Source organism: Paenibacillus sp. XY044, from assembly GCF_002257645.1.
GTDB lineage: Bacteria > Bacillota > Bacilli > Paenibacillales > Paenibacillaceae > Paenibacillus_AQ.
In genome coordinates, this window is sequence record NZ_NQMO01000001.1 from 909,294 (window position 1) to 925,068 (window position 15,775).

The window sequence follows — 15,775 nt, forward strand, 5'->3', positions numbered from 1 at the left end:
TGGCTGACATGTCGGTACAGATATGGAAATCGTACGGACTGCAAGGGGACAAGCGGGATATCCGTGAACTGAACAAGGAAAGAAAAGGTTAGATCCGTGTTAAAAAAAGACAAAAACGGACAAATGTGAGTTAAAAACCGGAGTCGTATTTGCAGTTCAAGTTTCGCGAGGGGCAGGGTGGGCAAGGTATTGTGGAACCGTTGACCGCAGGAACTTAACGGACAAGTACGAGAATTCGTATTCATATAGCGTTATATTCATTAGCCATACACCAGCAAAAGTTAACCCTAACGTGAGCACAAAACGATAGAGAAAGTGTCGGCGAACAATAGCAGGATTAGAAGTAAGATAAGAAGCATGATGAATAGCAGGATTAGTGGCACGGATTAAAAGCAGGATTGATAGCAGCATTAATGTCAAGATTGAAGGCAAAGTAAATATGCAAGATTAATAGTAGGGATATAAGCATGACCAAGAGCTGCCGAATTATAAAAAGAACAAAAATGGCAAGGCATTAGCAGCGGAATAACAGTTGCACCGTAGCAACACTTAAAAAACTTGGAATTATTTCATGGTGCCGGGATAGATAGACAGACGACGGAAAAACAAACTGCGGGACACAAGCAATACCAAGGGGAATTTTGCGGAATTTAGCGGCTCCGGCAATTTTTATATCCAGCAATATTGGCATTCCTAGTCGTACCATTCATCTTCATAAATGATGACGAAGTCTTTTAAAACTCGATCTACAGCCTGTCGTTCGAGTTTTTTTTTGTTAGTACTTGAACCTTACGCAGCGTAATGTTTTATATTAGAACTACCGGTACAAGTCTTCGCGAAGCAAGGGGATGATTATGAATACGGAGTGGAAGGTCGGAGAACTGGCAGCCATGACCGGACTGACCATCCGAACGCTAAGGTACTACGATCAAATTGGTTTGTTTTCTCCGTCGGGGCATACCGAATCCGGCCATCGGATCTATAACGGGCATGATTTGGCCAAATTGCAGCAAATCTTGTCTCTGAAGGAGCTGGGATTGTCGCTGGATGAGGTCAAGGAAATCGTGGACGGGAACGAATTCAGTCCGCTCGACATTGTTCAGATCCAGATGGACCGCTTGAAAAATACCATCCGGCTGCAGCAGCAGCTTCTGCAGGAACTGGAAAACGTATCGGCTCTTCTGCAGCATGACCAGACGTTAACGGTCAAAGAATTTACCGCGCTGCTCGAGGTGATGAAGAAGAGCAAGGAAAAGTTCTTTTTGGAAAAACGGACAAGCATGGAGCGCAGCCTTGACCGGCTCGGGGAGGCGCTTGGAGAAAGTCAGCCGGATCCCAAGAATAAAACCATCCAAGGAGGCCATGACCATGAATAACGAACGATCTGTCATTCACGAAACATTTGTCATTGAGCGCAATTATCAAGCCGCACCGGCGAAGGTGTTTTCGGCCTGGTCTGATCCGGAGCTGAAGTCAGCCTGGTTTCCGAAAGCCGACAGCTTCGAATTCAGGGTAGGGGGACGCGAAGTCAATGCCGGCGGTCCTCCGGACGGTCCGGTTTTCACCTATGATGCAATCTACCAGGAGATCGCCGAAAACGAGCGGATCGTCTATACGTATACGCTAGACCAGGGGAGCAACCGAATGTCCATATCGGTCGTATCGGTGCAGTTTCAGCCCTCGGGACAAGGCACGCGGCTGATTTATACGGAGCATGGGGCGTTTCTGGACGGGCTTGATACGGCTTCGATCCGTGAGCACGGGACCAAGATTATGCTGGATAAGCTGGACGAAGCCGTTCTTGTGTAGAAGAAGTTAGATTGAAAATAGGTCAGAAATGTTAGTGCGATAATGTTAGGTTGAAAATGTAAGTGTGAGTACGAAGTTGTAAGTTCCGCATCAGGTGTTAGGAGGCAGCCTCAGGGGATCCTGAGGTGCCTTTTTTTTGTATTAAAGGGGTCAGTCTAAACTGCCGAACAATGCGTTCATTGTCTATATTATTGTTCGCCTGCAATCTGTCGCAGCTGGATTGCCGCCAAAAAGCCGCCTTAGGGCTGGGATTCGCTTCGCAGGAGTCTCCGGTTAGAAATAACTGCACTAATGCATCTATTACACCAAAAAGCAGCTAATTCGGTAAAAATAAGTGCACCAGCCGGCATTGATCTCGAAGAAACTGGAGTGGATATCACCGCCACTGTCGTTGATCTCTCAGGAGTTGAAAAGCTAGCATCGCTACCGGCAGTGAAATCGCAGCGGCTGAACGATAGCAGCCAGTACCCGGCAAGCCGCTACCAACTGCACCTTCTCCGGAGAGTGCCTTCCAAATGATCCATGTACGGAAGTCGAAATGGAGCGAATGCGCCGCGAGCGGATAAAAAACCGAATGCATACCGCCCGGACTCTGTTATCATAAAGGTTATGAGGGTTTTTACATAAAAAAGGAGGGGGTTCCATGAACCGAAGCGAGGCGCGCAAGGTCGTTCCCTTGGGGGAAACCGCGGTCGTGGTGCATCTGGGCGATACGATCAGCGAAGGCCTGCACCGTGAGGTTCAGGCGCTGACCCGCCGCATCGAGACGAATCCTTTTCAAGGGTTTGTCGAGTGTGTCCCGGCGTTTACGACTGTGACCGTATTTTATGATCCGTTCGAGCTTGATTTGCCGCCGATGGAGACTGGCAGGTCTGATTATGTGCGTTCCATCCTGGAAGCTTACTTGGCGGACATCCAGGAAACGCCGGAAGCGGAACCGGTGGTGATCGAGATCCCGGTATGCTACGGAGGCGAATTCGGTCCGGACTTGGCAGATGTCGCCTCCGTAAACAAACTGGCGATCGAAGACGTGATCCGCATCCATACCGGTCAGAACTATTTGGTCTATGCGGTCGGTTTTGCCCCCGGCTTCCCTTATTTGGGCGGGCTCGATGAACGGATCGCCGCACCGCGAAAACAGACGCCGCGGCTTGCCATTCCGGCCGGGTCAGTCGGTATCGCAGGGACGCAGACGGGAATTTATCCGGTGGAAACCCCGGGTGGCTGGCAGATCATCGGCCGGACGCCGCTTGCGCTGTTTATGCCGGACCAGGATCCGCCAGCGCTGCTTCGGGGAGGGGAGTATATCCGGTTCCGCCAGATTGATGCGGCGGAATACGAGCAGATCAAGGGGGCCAGGGCATGAGCATAACGATCATAAAACCGGGTCTGCTGGCGACGATCCAGGACTTGGGGAGATCCGGGTACGGCAAATATGGGGTCATCGTCTCTGGCTCCATGGACCGCTTTGCGCACCGGACGGCGAATTGGCTGGTGGGCAACGACGAAGGCGATGCCGTGATTGAGGTGACCTGGTCGGGAATGTCCCTCCGCTTGGAGCGGGAGATGTGGATAGCCCTGACCGGAGGGGACTTTTCGCCGCAGATTGACGGTATTCCTGTTCCGATGTGGAGGCCCGTGTTTGTCCGGAAGGGAAGTATCCTTGCATTCACCGGGCCGAAGAACGGATGCCGGACGTATATGGCCGTCGCGGGAGGAATCGGTGTACCCGAGGTACTCGGCAGCCGCAGTACCTATATCCGTGCCGGGATCGGCGGTATGAAGGGGAGGGCACTGAAGTCAGGGGACATCATTCCCGTAGGGGACGGCAAGAACCGGTTACGGCATCCATCCCTAAGCGGCACGCAGGCTTTTGACGCGGTGAGGTGGGCGGTTCCGGCTTCGGCCAGACCGGCTTACAGCGAGCATCCGCTCATCCGCCTCATCCGCGGACCGCAATTCGGCGATTTCGACGAAGTGAGCCGGCATGCGCTGCTTCATGGCGCCTTCCGGATCACCCCCCAATCCGACCGCATGGGTTACCGATTGGAAGGCCCGAAGCTGCAGCTTCAACGTCCGCAGGAATACATATCGGAGGGTGTGACCATGGGGACCGTTCAGGTTCCGCCCGACGGGCAGCCGATCATTCTCATGGCCGACAGGCAAACGCTCGGCGGCTATCCGAAGATCGCCCAGGTCGCTGGTGTAGATCTGCCGGTCATTGCGCAAACGCGGCCCGGCTCGACCCTTCGCTTTCGGGAGATAGGTCAGGCGGAAGCGGAACAATTATGGATGGATCAGGGCATACGGTTAAACCGGCTAGCCCGGATGATTGACCTTAGATTAAAGGAGGACGGATGCCTAGATGGCTTGGATTGATTTGAACTGCGATATGGGAGAAGGATTCGGCGTGTACCGGATCGGGAACGACGAAGAACCGATACGGGAAATAACTTCCGCCAACATCGCCTGCGGATTCCATGCCGGCGATCCTTCCGTCATGCGGAAGACGGTGAAGCTGGCTTTAAGCCACGGGGTCGCCATCGGCGCACATCCCGGTTTGCCGGACCTGGCCGGCTTTGGGAGAAGAAACATGGATATTTCGCCGGAAGAGGCCCTGGATTTGGTGACCTACCAAATCGGGGCGCTGCAGGCGATCGCCAAGCAGGAAGGGGGGCGGCTTCATCATGTCAAGCCGCATGGCGCGCTGTACAACATGGCTGCAGTTTCCGCTTCCTTGGCGGATGCGATTGCCGAAGCCGTCTGCTGGACGGACGAGTCCCTGATCCTCTACGGCCTGGCGGGCAGTGAGCTGCTGGCCGCGGGGGCCAGGCACGGGCTGAGAACGGCCAGCGAAGTATTCGCCGACCGGACATATCAGCCGGACGGCACGCTGACGCCCCGCAGGCTGCCCCACGCGCTCATCACGGACACCGATCAGGCGGTTCGGCAGGTGATCCGCATGGTGAAGGAAGGCAGCGTAACTTCCGCGGACGGAGCGGAAGTCAAGATTCAGGCCGACACGATCTGCCTTCATGGAGACGGTCAGCACGCCACCGCTTTTGCCAGGGAACTTCGGGCACGGCTCGAAGCGGAGGGCATCGGAGTTAGGGCTGCAGAAGCATGACTCCACTTCATTGAACAACCAAAAAGACAGTCCGTCAGGCGGCTAGGCCTGATCCGGACTGTCTTTTTTCTGTTCCGCCGCATGGTTCAGCATGAGGCCGAGCTGCCTCACGTAAGGTCTCAGCTCGTCGACGGAATCCAGGAAGTTGGTATACACCCGGACCAGAGTTGCGTTCGGTTCACCCTGTTCCAGCTCCTGCCGAAGCAAGCCGATCACTTCCAGCAGCTCCTTCTGAATCCGTTCCGGCTGCGGCAGCTCACGTACTTTTTGGGCAAAATACTGCAGAAATTCACCCAGGTTCGCCCTCCGGGTCGGAAGGTCCACCGGATTGATATCGTTAAAATAAGCGCTCGACACCTTGAGAATCGGTACCGGCTTCTTGTCGATCATGTCGCGGATCACCGCATCCATCCTATCTACGCAGAAGCGTGCCAGTTCCGCCATCGGGCAGGCGGTAACCGATTGGACGGCATGGGACAAATATTCCCGCGACATTCCGCGGTAGATCGCAACGATATCCCCAAGATAAGGGGAGATGGCATCGCCGTATGCTTCGTAGAAGCAGTCGCGATGCCACGTCAGAAACGCGGCGCGCTTTTTTTTCCATTCCACTTGGAAGTTTTCGTTTGCGGTGATCGGCAGCTCTTTGAACTCGCTCGTAAAAAAATGGTTTTCCAGCATGTATTGAAGCTGAAACTCGATCTTGCGCCGCAAAATTTCCTTCGGCGGGTCCCCCTTCAGCCGAACCGAGCGATCCAGCTCACGAGCCTGCTCGAACATCGTACGGTGTACCTCCACGAATACGCCAGTAAACAGGTCCTCCTTGGAAGGAAACACTTTATAAATGCTGCCCTTGGCCATGCCGCATGCTTCCGCAATGTCCTGCATGGAGGCGGCGAAATATCCTTTTTCTTTAAAAATGCGCATTGCCGTATTCACGATCTGTGTTTTTTTGATTTGCTCCATCCTTACCACCTCTACACATTTTGACATGATGTCCGCTAAGGGTCAACAAAGGAATTGACACAAAAAACTCATGAGTCATATAATGAACTAGCGAGTTTTATACGGTAATTTAAGCTGACAGGAGGTGAGCCAAAGCTAGAGGCTTTGGCGATAAGCATGAAAATTTCAGATCAGATTGAAATGTTGGAACTGTCCCTTCCTATGGGGGATCGGGAGATGGTGATTCATCCGGTGGTCATCCGGGATGAGCATTCCTATGTATTGGTGGATACGGGGATGCCGGGCTGTTATGAGAAAATCGTGGAGCTCATGTCTCAGGCGGGAGTGGACCCCGCAGTCCCTCATTCCATTATTCTTACCCACCAGGATATCGACCATGTGGGCGGCCTGCCCCAATTCAAGGGCGAGGGCGTTGAGGTGTATGCCCATGCTGAAGATCAGCCTTATATTGACGGGCTGAAACCGATGATTAAATTTAGCCCGGACCGTAAGAAGGGACTGCTGGAGTCACTGCCTGCCCATCTGGCTGACGCCTTTGAGACGACCTTTTCGGGAAAGGTTGCCAATGTGACCCGCCTTCTTTCCGATGGCGAGAAGCTGCCTTTTGGCGGGGGGCTGACCGTCATTTATACACCGGGCCATACACCCGGACATATCAGCTTGTACCATGAGCTGAGCAAAACGTTGATTACCGGAGACGCCATGGTCGTGCACAACGGCGAGTTGCAGGGACCGAATCCACCGGTAACCCCGAATATGGACGAAGCGATGCGATCGATCACCAAATTCAAAGCCTATCCGATCGAGAACGTCATCTGCTACCACGGCGGCCTGTACCAAGGGGATGTCTCGGCACGGATCGCCATACTGACTGAGAGCTTGTAATGGCGGAAACCGAGAACTTCATCAACAGCGGTTTGAAAAACAACAAATGGCTGCGGTTTTTGGTGACCTGCGTTTTTGCCGTCATCGGCGGCTTCGTTTTCCAGTGGATCCATATGCCGATCCCGTGGCTTCTGGGCTCCATGGTTTTTGTCATGATCGGCTCCAAACTGTTTAAAGGCATTTCCTTCTTTTGGCCGGGGCAGGTGCGCAATACAGGGATGATTATTATCGGATATACGATGGGATTGTCCTTCACCATGTCCACGCTGAAGCAGATCGGACATCAGCTGCCGACGATGGTCCTGTTTACGGCGCTGCTGCTGGTCGTTGCCGCTGCTATTGCCTTCATGATCGCCTTTTTGTCGGGAATCCCGTTTCCTACGGTGCTTATGGGCAGCATCCCCGGTGGGCTGAGCCAGATGATCACGCTGGCGGAAGAGGTGGAGGGCATCGATTTGACGGTCGTGACCTTCCTTCAGGTATCGCGGCTGATCATGATCATTTTCTGTGTGCCTCTTTTGATCTTCAGTCCGCTGTTTCATACCACGGGCTCGCACGCGGCAGGATCCGCATCGGCTGCGCTTTCGGCCGATTGGTCCGTCTTGTTCCCGCATATCTGGCTCTTTGCGGTGGTATGTGTGGTATTTGCCTTGGTGGGCAAACGGATCAAATTTCCGACAGCCTTTCTGCTGGGTCCGATGATTGGCACCATCCTGCTGAATTTATCGGGATATGAGGGACATTCGCTTCCGCCGGTCGTCCTGAGCTTGTCTCAGCTGATGATGGGCGGGTATATCGGATTGCTGCTCAAACCGGAAAATTTGAAGAACAAGGTTAAAATCATTGCACTTGCCATTTTGAGCGGTGTCGTGCTGATCGCATCCTCCCTCGGGCTCAGCCTGCTGCTTACCAAGTTTCATGCGATTACGGAAGTTACGGCGTTTCTCAGCCTTTCGCCGGGCGGCATGGATCAAATGGCGCTGATCGCCAAGGAAGTGAACGGGGACCTGTCGGTTGTCACCTGCTACCAGCTGTTCCGGACCCTGTTTATCTTTTTCGCCGTACCGCCGCTGCTCAGGCTGATCTTCAGGTCAATGCTGAAAGGGAGAAAGCTGGCCAACAAGCCGATGTGATCATATTAACTTGCGTATCCAGCGTATTTTTCTTTTGCTGCTGCCGAATATCTTCTATACTAAGTCATTATAGGGTCGACTTACTTGGGAGGAGCAAAGAGCATGAGCATAGCGCATGGATGGAGTGAGAAGCCAGTCCAGGTATTTCCGTGCCTAACGGCGGTTTCGCCAGAGGAGTGGCGGGAGTCCGAACCGTTTATTCGGCGCTTTAGCGCCAAATCGCGAATTTTCTACCGGGATGATGCAGCGGCGTATGGCATGTTTCTGATCAGCGGAACGGCGAGGATTACGGTGATCGGCGAAAATGGCTCAGAGTCCGTCATCAACCTGCTGACGGCGGGAGAAATTTGCTCGCTGTTGGTGCTGAGCGGCCTGAGCGGGCGTGAATATCCCGGTGAGTTGACTGCCGAGACCGACGTGGATGTGCTGTTTGTGCGGAAAAGCAGTTTTATGCGCTGGGTGCAGGAGCATGAGCCCATCCGCGCCACGGTGTTCGGGGGGCTTCTGGACGGCATGCTGCGCATGGTGGAACGGACGCAGCAGCGCCAGACCCAGCCTCTCGACAACCGCCTTGCGAGGGTGCTGCTTCGAATGAAGGCCGAGGAAAGGTCTGCGATTCGGATCACCCATCAAAAGCTGGCCGAAGAGGTCGGTTCGGTTCGTGAAGTCGTAACAAGGGCCCTTGCCCGGTTCCAAAAGGAAGGATGGATCGAGACCGGCCGGGGAACGGTCCGAATTTTACAGCGCAAAATGCTGGAGGAGCAGTTTGGTGACCTGGTCACAGAGGAATCCGGAGTTTCCTGATAAAGTGGGCACATGCACCCGATGCATAGATGATTCCATGAGGAGGAAATTCCATGACCAACCTGCTGAAGCCGGGGGATAAAGCCCCGATTTTTCAATCGATCGACCAGCACGGCGCTCCGGTGTCGCTTGATCAATTCCGCAGCCGCAAGGTGCTGCTGTCGTTCTTCCGCAACGCGGCGTGCGCCATGTGCAATCTGCGCGTTCATCAAATGATTCAAAGGTACCCTGAGTGGCAGCGCCAGGGGCTTCAAATCATCACGTTTTTTGAATCACCGGAAGCGAACCTGCACAAGTATGTAGGTACGCAGCAGGCGCCTTTTCCGCTGATTGCCGATCCGGGTGCCGTTGTCTATAACCGATATGGCGTCGAATCGTCGGAATCCAAAACGGATGCTACATTAGCGCTGCCGAATGTGCATCAACTGGCAGATGAAGCGGCGGCGGCGGGTTTTCCGCTCACGCCTGAAGAGGGGGCCAACTTTCACCGCATTCCGGCGGAGTTTCTGATCGATGAAGAGGGGATCGTAAAGACCGCTTATTACGGAAAGCTGATTACCGATCACCTTCCTTTTGAATGGGTGGACCGGTTCGCGGCGTCCTCCCCTGACGAGGTGCTTATAGAGACGGAGAATCGGTCGCGCTAACGGCGGTCGGAGATAGGCGAAGCCAATCCTTAGTCTTGAATTTAATGTTTGCTAGGAACACAACAGTCACGGCAAAAGTTTTTGCCCTGGCTGTTTTTGTTTTCACTTTTTTATAAGTATTCCTTGAAAGGAATATTCCGATGTGGTAATATTTTGTCAGGAGGCATGAAGATGAACACGACAACTTTGACTGCACTTGCTGAGCCTAACCGGCTGCATATTATCGAGCTCATTCGCGACCGTGGTCCCCTGACCATCGGAGATATCGCAAATCAGCTTGAACTCAATCAGCCTCAGACATCCAAGCATGTCCGGGTTCTTCACGAGGCCGGCCTCGTTGAAGTACAGCCGGCTGCCAATCGGCGAATCGTTAAGCTGCGTACCGAACCTTTTCAAGAGCTGGATCAATGGCTGGAGTCTTTCCGATCGATGTGGGATGACCGTCTGGATCGTTTGGATGAGTATTTGCGGGATATCCAGGCAGGCAATCACACGGATTGAGCGGATCGCCTGCAGAGAGCTAGGCGTTATAGCGCATCCTCTTTAAGAAAGAACAGCGCTAATAATCCATAAAAAATTTGTCATAAGCGAAGGAGGAAATGAAGATGACCGCTAACCGCGTGACAGACAGTAAGGTGATGATTACCCGCGTATTTGATGCTCCACGTGAGCTGGTGTTTCAAGCATGGACCGAGCCGGAGCGTCTGGCTCAGTGGTGGGGACCGAAAGGCTATGAGCTGAACATCGCCAAGTTGGATCTTCGCTCAGGAGGCATTTTCCTGGGAAGCCAGCGCTCTCCCGAAGGGCATGTCATGTGGGGGAAATTTGTGTATCAGGAAATTATTGCGCCCGAAAGGCTGGTCTTTATTCAATCGTTCTCGGACGAAGCAGGGAATACCATCCGTGCTCCATTCAGCGAGCAATGGCCGCTGGAAGTCATTAATGAACTCACGTTGACGGAGAGTGACGGGAAAACCACGATGACGCTGAGCGGCGGACCGTTCAACGCCACAGAGGAAGAGCGTGCAGCCTTTGAAGGAATGCGTCCTCATGTACAAGAAGGGTTTGTCGGTACGTTCGACCAATTGGATGCCTATTTGTCTCAAAATATGTAGTGATTTGGCGAAATCAGCTTAATGAAAGGAAGTGGCACAGTTGAATCAGGAAGTTACTGAATTCATTGATCGACTTCAACTGCCATGGCAGATTGAAGTGTGCACCAAGCTCCGTGACATGGTTCATCAATCGATTCCTGGCGTGGAAGAACGGGTGCAGTACAAAAAACCGCATTTTCTGAAAAATGGTCATTATGCTGCGGTTATTTCACCTTCGAAAGATGCGGTCGCATTCATGATCATGAATGCCGAAGGTTTGGATCTTCCCAAAGGGCAGTTCGACGGACCTCCGGAAAGAAAATGGATTAAAATTCGCGATGGTAAGCCTGCCGACTATGATATGCTGTCCAAGTTTCTCATTCAGGCTTCAAGCGGACTCTAATATCCATCTCCCGGTCTCAGTTAACGGAAGAATTAATCGAATAGACCACAAAAACATCGCGATTGTCGTGATGTTTTTTTCTTTATATTGCCTGGATGAGCCCCTTTAAGTCTGCACTGATGCCCCCATTTGTTCCAGATCATGCTTTAACCACTCCATAAAACGGCGGGAGACCTGCGAATGGGTCTTTTCCTTGCGCTGGATGACGCCGAGGTAGACAGGGCCATGATCGGGCAGCTCGAAGTCCAAAATGGCGATGTTGTCTCTGCGAAAGGCCGGCTCGTTCATGAACGAAAAATTGAGTCCGATGGTCACGGCGCCATGATTCATGCACGCCCTGAGGATCAGATCCCGGTTGTTCGTGGTAAAGAGCACGTCTACCTGGCCGTAACGGGACTGGAAATCGTCCATATACCACTTCACATAGTCATCATTATAGAGGACGACGGTCTGCTGCCTTAATTCTTCGGGACGGACCGCGGACTTCAAGGCCAGCGGCGACGAGCTGCTGATGCCGGCGACCATGTGCACGGGAAGAAGCCGCTCAAAAGCCAGGCCGGTGCGTTCAATCAACCGGTTTTTGAACAAAATGATGAGTCCGAGATCGCTTTTGTCCTGGTTCACATCATCAATGATGTCCTGCGAGCCTTTTTCCACGATCTCCAGCTTCACGTCCGGAAACTTCTTTTTAAACTCGATCACGACACGCTCCAGCAGAGACATGGGGCTCGGAATGGTTGCCACCCTCAGCCTGCCCTTGACCGTACCCGAGAATCCGCGGGCGGCCTCCAGCAGATCTTCATACTTCTCCAGCATTTCATACGTTTTTTTGATGATGACCTTGCCTTCGGGAGTTAGGGTGACTCCGGATTTGGATCTTTTGAAAATGATGATTCCCCACTCCAATTCCAGGCTGGCGATGGCTTGGCTGACCGCCGAAATCGTCACGTGCAGCTGCTCTGCCGCTTTGGAAATCGACCCGGCCCGAGCCACCTCCACCAGGTACTCCAGCTTTTCCGTATTCATGAACATCGTCCTTTTATCTTTAAGTTTTCCTTAAACAAAATTCAATAGGTTTAAATTTTGCTGAATCTCTGAAAATGTTAACATAGGTATGTGAGATACGAAAGGAAGGGATTCACGTATCGATATTTTGTTCAACAATGCCGGCATTTATTTTATTAAGCGGCTTGCCGACATCGAACTGGCTGAATGGAACCGGATGATGGCGATCAACGTAACGGGCGTGTTCCACTAGTCATCGTATTTCACGGGATCCGGATTTGTTATCGACGGCGGAGCAACGGCCATTTAAAAGGCTAGTACATTAATAAGTGAATTCATGGGAGCGTGATTGTATATGAGATTTGATTCCAAAGTAGCGATTGTTACCGGCGGCGCAAGCGGCATTGGGGAAGCGACGGTGCGGATGTTTGCTTCGGAAGGAGCGAAAGTTGTCATTGCCGATTTTTCGGACAAGGGCCAAACCCTTTCGGAGGAACTGAACGCTCAGGGACATGATACGATGTTTGTCAAAACGGACGTGACGCAAGAAGCCGAAGTGCAGCGAATGGTCGAGCAGGCAGTCGGCAAGTTCGGCAAGCTGGACATCCTGTTCGCCAACGCAGGCATTGCCAAGGACGGACCGGCGGACCGGTTATCGTCGGACAGCTGGCAGCGGACGATCGATATTAACCTGACGGGCGTATTTTTAAGCGACAAATATGCAATTCAGCAGATGCTGGCCCAAGAGACGGGCGGGGCGATTGTGAACTGCGGATCCATTCACAGCCATGTGGGCAAGGCGGGAGTCACTGCCTATGCATCCGCCAAGGGCGGGGTGAAGCTGCTGACCCAGTCGATGGCAGCCGACTATGCCGCCAGAGGTATCCGGATTAATGCGGTCTGCCCGGGATATATCGACACGCCGCTCATCCAAGGAAGAGACGAAGCGATTACCGCGCATCTGACCGCCCTTCATCCGATGGGACGGCTCGGCAAGCCGGAGGAAGTCGCCAAAGCCGTGCTGTTCCTTGCGAGTGAGGATGCTTCTTTCATCACAGGCGCCAGCTTGCTGGTAGACGGAGGATACACGGCGGTATAAGAGGCGTGCCTCTTGGGCATGCTAGACTACTAAACCGATACAGCGCAGAATATGGAGTAGGGGAAAACCCTGTGAACGCTCCTGTTCTGCGCTTTTTGCATGTTTTCATACATATTTTGCAATATCTATGTGTAAAAAGAATTTGACATTTATGCGCAGCGTTTTTAAAATAGGCATGTAAAAACTTTTTTACATAATAAGAACCGGGTGAGCCGATATTTGAAGAACCATATCAGGGAAATCAGAAAAGAGCTGCAGATCTCTCAGGAAGAGCTGGCGAAACGCTGCGGCGTTACGAGGCAAACGATCAATGCCATCGAGAATGATAAATACGACCCGACGCTGTCGCTGGCGTTTAAGCTGGCCAAACATCTACGTATTAATGTGGATCAATTATTTGTTTTTGAGGAGGAATCGTTATGAAGATCCGTAGAGCCGACGAAATGGAACAGTATCACACCATGAAATCCGCCAAGAATGCATATATCTTTTTTACGGCGGCTTTATTGGTCTGGTCGCTCGTCAACTTGATCTCCACGGGCAAGACAGGGTGGGAGTTTTCAATCCTGCTGATCGGAAACGCCGTGTTTTGGTGGACGCGTGTTATTTATAAGCGAAAAACGGAGTAAGAAACCGGATCAGCAGAAGGTGGAGAAGGCTGAGCTATAGAAATTAGCAATATGGCTGGTATTCCGATGCAGGCTTAAGGCCGCTTGGAAAAGTCCAGCACGATGAGAGCAGGGAGGTACTGCGTTTTGACTAACCATTCATCGCCGAGCCCGGAAATTCAGGCTTATCTGGACCGGATCGGATTCAAAGGCAAGGTGGACCATGGGGCGGAAACGCTGGCAGCACTGCAGCACTGCCATATTTACAGCGTTCCTTATGAAAATTTGGATATTTTAAACGGTGTCCCCTTATCGCTTGCTATCCCGGATCTATACGAGAAAATCGTCGTGCGCCGGCGCGGCGGATACTGCTTTGAGCTCAACGCGCTGTTTGGCTGGCTGCTGGGCGAACTGGGCTTTTCCGTTACCCACTACTTCGCCAGATTTTGGCGCGATGAGACAAACCTTCCCCCGAAGCGCAGGCATCATGTGCTACAGGTCGAAGCGGAAGGCAGCCGGTACCTGTGCGATGTCGGGGTGGGCGGAAACGTTCCCGGCAGACCCGTTCTTATCAAGGAGCATCTGGAACAGCCGCAGGGCACCGAGTGCTACCGCCTGGACCGGGACCCGTTTTTCGGCTGGCAGCTCATGGAGCGTAAAGGGGAGGAATGGCGGCTCATTTATTCGTTTGCCGAAGAGCCCCAGCTGCCGCGTGATTACGTGATGGCCTCTTACTGGTGCGAGCATGCTCCGGAATCGATTTTCAGACAAGGACCCATGGTGTCTATCCGCACGACGGAAGGACGAAACACGGTCGCCGGCGACGAATTCCGGGTTTTTGCCGGCAAGGAAGTCCGCACTCTGATTCCACAGACACCTGGAGAGAAGCGGGAAGCATACAAGCAGTATTTCGGTATTGTCCTCCCTGAATAAAATGCGGAATGCTTCTCTGACAATATTGGGCTGGACCACCGGATGAAAAAGAAAAGTGCCGTCTCCCCTTGGAAGGGACAACGGCACTTTTTTGCGGTTCGCCATACAATGTTAAAATACGCTTCGGACCAGCCCGCCGTCGATCCGCAGCGCGGCCCCGTTGATCGCGGACGAGAGGGGGCTGCTGATAAATGTGACGAGATGGGCGATCTCCTCCGGCCGGATCAGCCGCTGAATGATGGAGGTCGGCCGATTTTCCCGCATGAACCGCTGCTCGGCCTCCCGGATCGATAACGACTCGCCCGGATACAGGGAATCGAGCATCGTCTTGACCCCCTCCGTCAGGGTGGACCCTGGCATCACCGTATTGACCGTCACGTTCGTCCCCTTGGTCAGTTCGGCCAAGCTGCGGGATATCGACAGCTGCATCGTCTTGGTGGCGCTGTAATGCGCCATCTCCTGCGACGGCATGACGGCGGCTTCGCTGGCAATGAAAATAATTCTTCCGCGATCCTGCTGCATCATGCGTTTCAGATAATGACGGCTCAAACGAACACCGCTCATAATGTTGACCTCAAAGAAGCGGAACCATTCCTCATCCGGGATCTCGAAAAATTCGGCCGGTTCAAAAATGCCCAAATTGTTCACTACGATATCGACATCAGGATGCTGCTCCATTATGCTGAGGCAGCCCTGTTCCGTACCCAAATCGGCGACTGCGGGGACAAGTGCGGCCCCGGCGTACCGGCTCCGGATTTCTTCGATCGTTTCGTTGACCTTGTCTTCGCGGCGGCCGTTAATCAATACTTTGGCTCCTTCTGCGGCCAAAGATGCGGCGATCGCCTTGCCTATGCCGGAAGTGGAACCGGTGACAAGCGCGGTCTGTCCAGATAGCTGAAGCTCCACAAATATTCCCTCCTTCATCGGAATCCCCAATAGGATCCCTACAATTCGACCTTTTATACCACTATGTTCCAGTTCTTCATTCAAACTGTCAAGCCTCACCTGGTCACTCTGCAAGAAAAATAGGGTGGACTGGATCCAGATTGAGCCGTAAGGCGATAAGGCGTTTGCACTGGATCAGGTCAAATCCGGATTGGAAATTCGCTTGGAGGCGGGCTCCCGGGGAGCCCGCATTTCTTCATGAAAGGACGGAGCAGACGGGTGGTATTGTGAGCAATCGGGGGGAATGACGGGCTGGGAGGATTCCGGGCATGGTTTTTCTGTGCATTTCCACCGTTTTCCTGCCTTGTGCGCTCCTT

20 protein-coding genes are annotated in these 15,775 nt (G+C 52.9%); 17 read left to right on the plus strand and 3 right to left on the minus strand.

Going from position 1 to position 15,775, the window contains the following annotated elements; genetic code table 11:
• The first annotated feature begins 854 nt into the window (after positions 1-854).
• The 5 genes from CJP46_RS04320 to CJP46_RS04340 all read left to right on the plus strand — a co-directional run bounded on the left by CJP46_RS04320 (position 855) and on the right by CJP46_RS04340 (position 4,936).
• Positions 855-1,376, plus strand: coding sequence for a MerR family transcriptional regulator (locus tag CJP46_RS04320; protein ID WP_094594345.1), 522 nt, complete (start codon positions 855-857; stop codon positions 1,374-1,376).
• Positions 1,369-1,809, plus strand: a complete 441-nt coding sequence (locus tag CJP46_RS04325) for an SRPBCC family protein (protein WP_094594346.1) — start codon at positions 1,369-1,371, stop codon at positions 1,807-1,809. The genes CJP46_RS04320 and CJP46_RS04325 overlap by 8 nt, the downstream gene beginning before the upstream one ends.
• Before the next feature lie 643 nt (positions 1,810-2,452).
• A complete protein-coding gene (gene pxpB / locus CJP46_RS04330) occupies positions 2,453-3,175 on the plus strand; it encodes a 5-oxoprolinase subunit PxpB (protein WP_094594347.1) in 723 nt (240 codons plus the stop codon).
• A complete protein-coding gene (locus tag CJP46_RS04335) occupies positions 3,172-4,188 on the plus strand; it encodes a 5-oxoprolinase subunit C family protein (RefSeq protein ID WP_094594348.1) in 1,017 nt (338 codons plus the stop codon). The genes pxpB and CJP46_RS04335 overlap by 4 nt, the downstream gene beginning before the upstream one ends.
• Positions 4,175-4,936, plus strand: coding sequence for a LamB/YcsF family protein (locus CJP46_RS04340; protein WP_094594349.1), 762 nt, complete (start codon positions 4,175-4,177; stop codon positions 4,934-4,936). The genes CJP46_RS04335 and CJP46_RS04340 overlap by 14 nt, the downstream gene beginning before the upstream one ends.
• Positions 4,937-4,978: 42 nt before the next feature.
• Here the strand turns inward: CJP46_RS04340 and CJP46_RS04345 are convergent, their stop codons facing one another.
• Positions 4,979-5,902, minus strand: coding sequence for a TetR/AcrR family transcriptional regulator (locus CJP46_RS04345; RefSeq protein ID WP_179281027.1), 924 nt, complete (start codon positions 5,900-5,902; stop codon positions 4,979-4,981).
• A 216-nt stretch (positions 5,903-6,118) separates the two neighbouring features.
• Here CJP46_RS04345 and CJP46_RS04350 point away from each other — a divergent pair, with 216 nt between their 5' ends.
• The 7 genes from CJP46_RS04350 to CJP46_RS04380 all read left to right on the plus strand — a co-directional run bounded on the left by CJP46_RS04350 (position 6,119) and on the right by CJP46_RS04380 (position 10,868).
• Positions 6,119-6,787 (plus strand): MBL fold metallo-hydrolase, encoded by a 669-nt coding sequence (locus CJP46_RS04350; RefSeq protein WP_256992179.1) that lies wholly within the window; start codon positions 6,119-6,121, stop codon positions 6,785-6,787.
• A complete protein-coding gene (locus CJP46_RS04355) occupies positions 6,787-7,920 on the plus strand; it encodes an AbrB family transcriptional regulator (protein WP_094594352.1) in 1,134 nt (377 codons plus the stop codon). Before CJP46_RS04350 ends, CJP46_RS04355 begins: the two co-directional genes overlap by 1 nt.
• Before the next feature lie 102 nt (positions 7,921-8,022).
• The gene (locus CJP46_RS04360) at positions 8,023-8,724 is read left to right on the plus strand and encodes a Crp/Fnr family transcriptional regulator (RefSeq protein ID WP_094594353.1); all 702 of its coding nucleotides are present in this window, start codon (positions 8,023-8,025) and stop codon (positions 8,722-8,724) included.
• A gap of 53 nt (positions 8,725-8,777) precedes the next feature.
• Complete coding sequence (locus CJP46_RS04365) at positions 8,778-9,371, plus strand: peroxiredoxin family protein (RefSeq protein ID WP_094594354.1); 594 nt, start codon at positions 8,778-8,780, stop codon at positions 9,369-9,371.
• 171 nt (positions 9,372-9,542) lie between these two features.
• Positions 9,543-9,872 carry an ArsR/SmtB family transcription factor gene (locus CJP46_RS04370; RefSeq protein ID WP_373557958.1) on the plus strand — a complete coding sequence of 110 codons (330 nt, stop codon included), beginning with the start codon at positions 9,543-9,545 and terminating at the stop codon, positions 9,870-9,872.
• 104 nt (positions 9,873-9,976) lie between these two features.
• On the plus strand, positions 9,977-10,486 hold the full coding sequence (locus tag CJP46_RS04375; RefSeq protein WP_094594356.1) for an SRPBCC family protein: 510 nt from the start codon (positions 9,977-9,979) through the stop codon (positions 10,484-10,486).
• Positions 10,487-10,526: 40 nt separating this feature from the next.
• Positions 10,527-10,868 (plus strand): DUF1801 domain-containing protein, encoded by a 342-nt coding sequence (locus CJP46_RS04380; protein WP_094594357.1) that lies wholly within the window; start codon positions 10,527-10,529, stop codon positions 10,866-10,868.
• A 105-nt stretch (positions 10,869-10,973) separates the two neighbouring features.
• Here CJP46_RS04380 and CJP46_RS04385 read toward each other — a convergent pair whose 3' ends face one another.
• Entirely contained in the window at positions 10,974-11,894 is a 921-nt protein-coding gene (locus CJP46_RS04385) for a LysR family transcriptional regulator (protein ID WP_179281029.1), read from the minus strand.
• A gap of 118 nt (positions 11,895-12,012) precedes the next feature.
• Here CJP46_RS04385 and CJP46_RS04390 point away from each other — a divergent pair, with 118 nt between their 5' ends.
• The 5 genes from CJP46_RS04390 to CJP46_RS04410 all read left to right on the plus strand — a co-directional run bounded on the left by CJP46_RS04390 (position 12,013) and on the right by CJP46_RS04410 (position 14,513).
• Positions 12,013-12,126, plus strand: a complete 114-nt coding sequence (locus tag CJP46_RS04390) for an SDR family NAD(P)-dependent oxidoreductase (RefSeq protein ID WP_094594359.1) — start codon at positions 12,013-12,015, stop codon at positions 12,124-12,126.
• A 102-nt stretch (positions 12,127-12,228) separates the two neighbouring features.
• Positions 12,229-12,972, plus strand: coding sequence for an SDR family NAD(P)-dependent oxidoreductase (locus CJP46_RS04395; RefSeq protein ID WP_094594360.1), 744 nt, complete (start codon positions 12,229-12,231; stop codon positions 12,970-12,972).
• 219 nt (positions 12,973-13,191) lie between these two features.
• Entirely contained in the window at positions 13,192-13,395 is a 204-nt protein-coding gene (locus CJP46_RS04400; RefSeq protein ID WP_094594361.1) for a helix-turn-helix transcriptional regulator, read from the plus strand.
• Positions 13,392-13,601 (plus strand): hypothetical protein, encoded by a 210-nt coding sequence (locus tag CJP46_RS04405; protein WP_179281030.1) that lies wholly within the window; start codon positions 13,392-13,394, stop codon positions 13,599-13,601. The genes CJP46_RS04400 and CJP46_RS04405 overlap by 4 nt, the downstream gene beginning before the upstream one ends.
• Positions 13,602-13,727: 126 nt before the next feature.
• Positions 13,728-14,513, plus strand: coding sequence for an arylamine N-acetyltransferase family protein (locus CJP46_RS04410; protein ID WP_256992180.1), 786 nt, complete (start codon positions 13,728-13,730; stop codon positions 14,511-14,513).
• 111 nt (positions 14,514-14,624) lie between these two features.
• Here CJP46_RS04410 and CJP46_RS04415 read toward each other — a convergent pair whose 3' ends face one another.
• Positions 14,625-15,419 carry an SDR family NAD(P)-dependent oxidoreductase gene (locus CJP46_RS04415; protein WP_094594363.1) on the minus strand — a complete coding sequence of 265 codons (795 nt, stop codon included), beginning with the start codon at positions 15,417-15,419 and terminating at the stop codon, positions 14,625-14,627.
• Between the last annotated feature and the right edge of the window lie 356 nt (positions 15,420-15,775).

Excerpts from the sequence above, each read along its gene's own strand:
- CJP46_RS04320 (WP_094594345.1), top strand. The coding sequence starts at position 855 with ATGAATACGGAGTGGAAGGTCGGAGAACTGGCAGCCATGACCGGACTG.
- CJP46_RS04325 (WP_094594346.1), top strand. The coding sequence starts at position 1,369 with ATGAATAACGAACGATCTGTCATTCACGAAACATTTGTCATTGAGCGC.
- pxpB (WP_094594347.1), top strand. The coding sequence starts at position 2,453 with ATGAACCGAAGCGAGGCGCGCAAGGTCGTTCCCTTGGGGGAAACCGCG.
- CJP46_RS04335 (WP_094594348.1), top strand. The coding sequence starts at position 3,172 with ATGAGCATAACGATCATAAAACCGGGTCTGCTGGCGACGATCCAGGAC.
- CJP46_RS04340 (WP_094594349.1), top strand. The coding sequence starts at position 4,175 with ATGGCTTGGATTGATTTGAACTGCGATATGGGAGAAGGATTCGGCGTG.
- CJP46_RS04345 (WP_179281027.1), bottom strand. The coding sequence starts at position 5,902 with ATGGAGCAAATCAAAAAAACACAGATCGTGAATACGGCAATGCGCATT.
- CJP46_RS04350 (WP_256992179.1), top strand. The coding sequence starts at position 6,119 with ATGGTGATTCATCCGGTGGTCATCCGGGATGAGCATTCCTATGTATTG.
- CJP46_RS04355 (WP_094594352.1), top strand. The coding sequence starts at position 6,787 with ATGGCGGAAACCGAGAACTTCATCAACAGCGGTTTGAAAAACAACAAA.
- CJP46_RS04360 (WP_094594353.1), top strand. The coding sequence starts at position 8,023 with ATGAGCATAGCGCATGGATGGAGTGAGAAGCCAGTCCAGGTATTTCCG.
- CJP46_RS04365 (WP_094594354.1), top strand. The coding sequence starts at position 8,778 with ATGACCAACCTGCTGAAGCCGGGGGATAAAGCCCCGATTTTTCAATCG.
- CJP46_RS04370 (WP_373557958.1), top strand. The coding sequence starts at position 9,543 with ATGAACACGACAACTTTGACTGCACTTGCTGAGCCTAACCGGCTGCAT.
- CJP46_RS04375 (WP_094594356.1), top strand. The coding sequence starts at position 9,977 with ATGACCGCTAACCGCGTGACAGACAGTAAGGTGATGATTACCCGCGTA.
- CJP46_RS04385 (WP_179281029.1), bottom strand. The coding sequence starts at position 11,894 with ATGAATACGGAAAAGCTGGAGTACCTGGTGGAGGTGGCTCGGGCCGGG.
- CJP46_RS04395 (WP_094594360.1), top strand. The coding sequence starts at position 12,229 with ATGAGATTTGATTCCAAAGTAGCGATTGTTACCGGCGGCGCAAGCGGC.
- CJP46_RS04405 (WP_179281030.1), top strand. The coding sequence starts at position 13,392 with ATGAAGATCCGTAGAGCCGACGAAATGGAACAGTATCACACCATGAAA.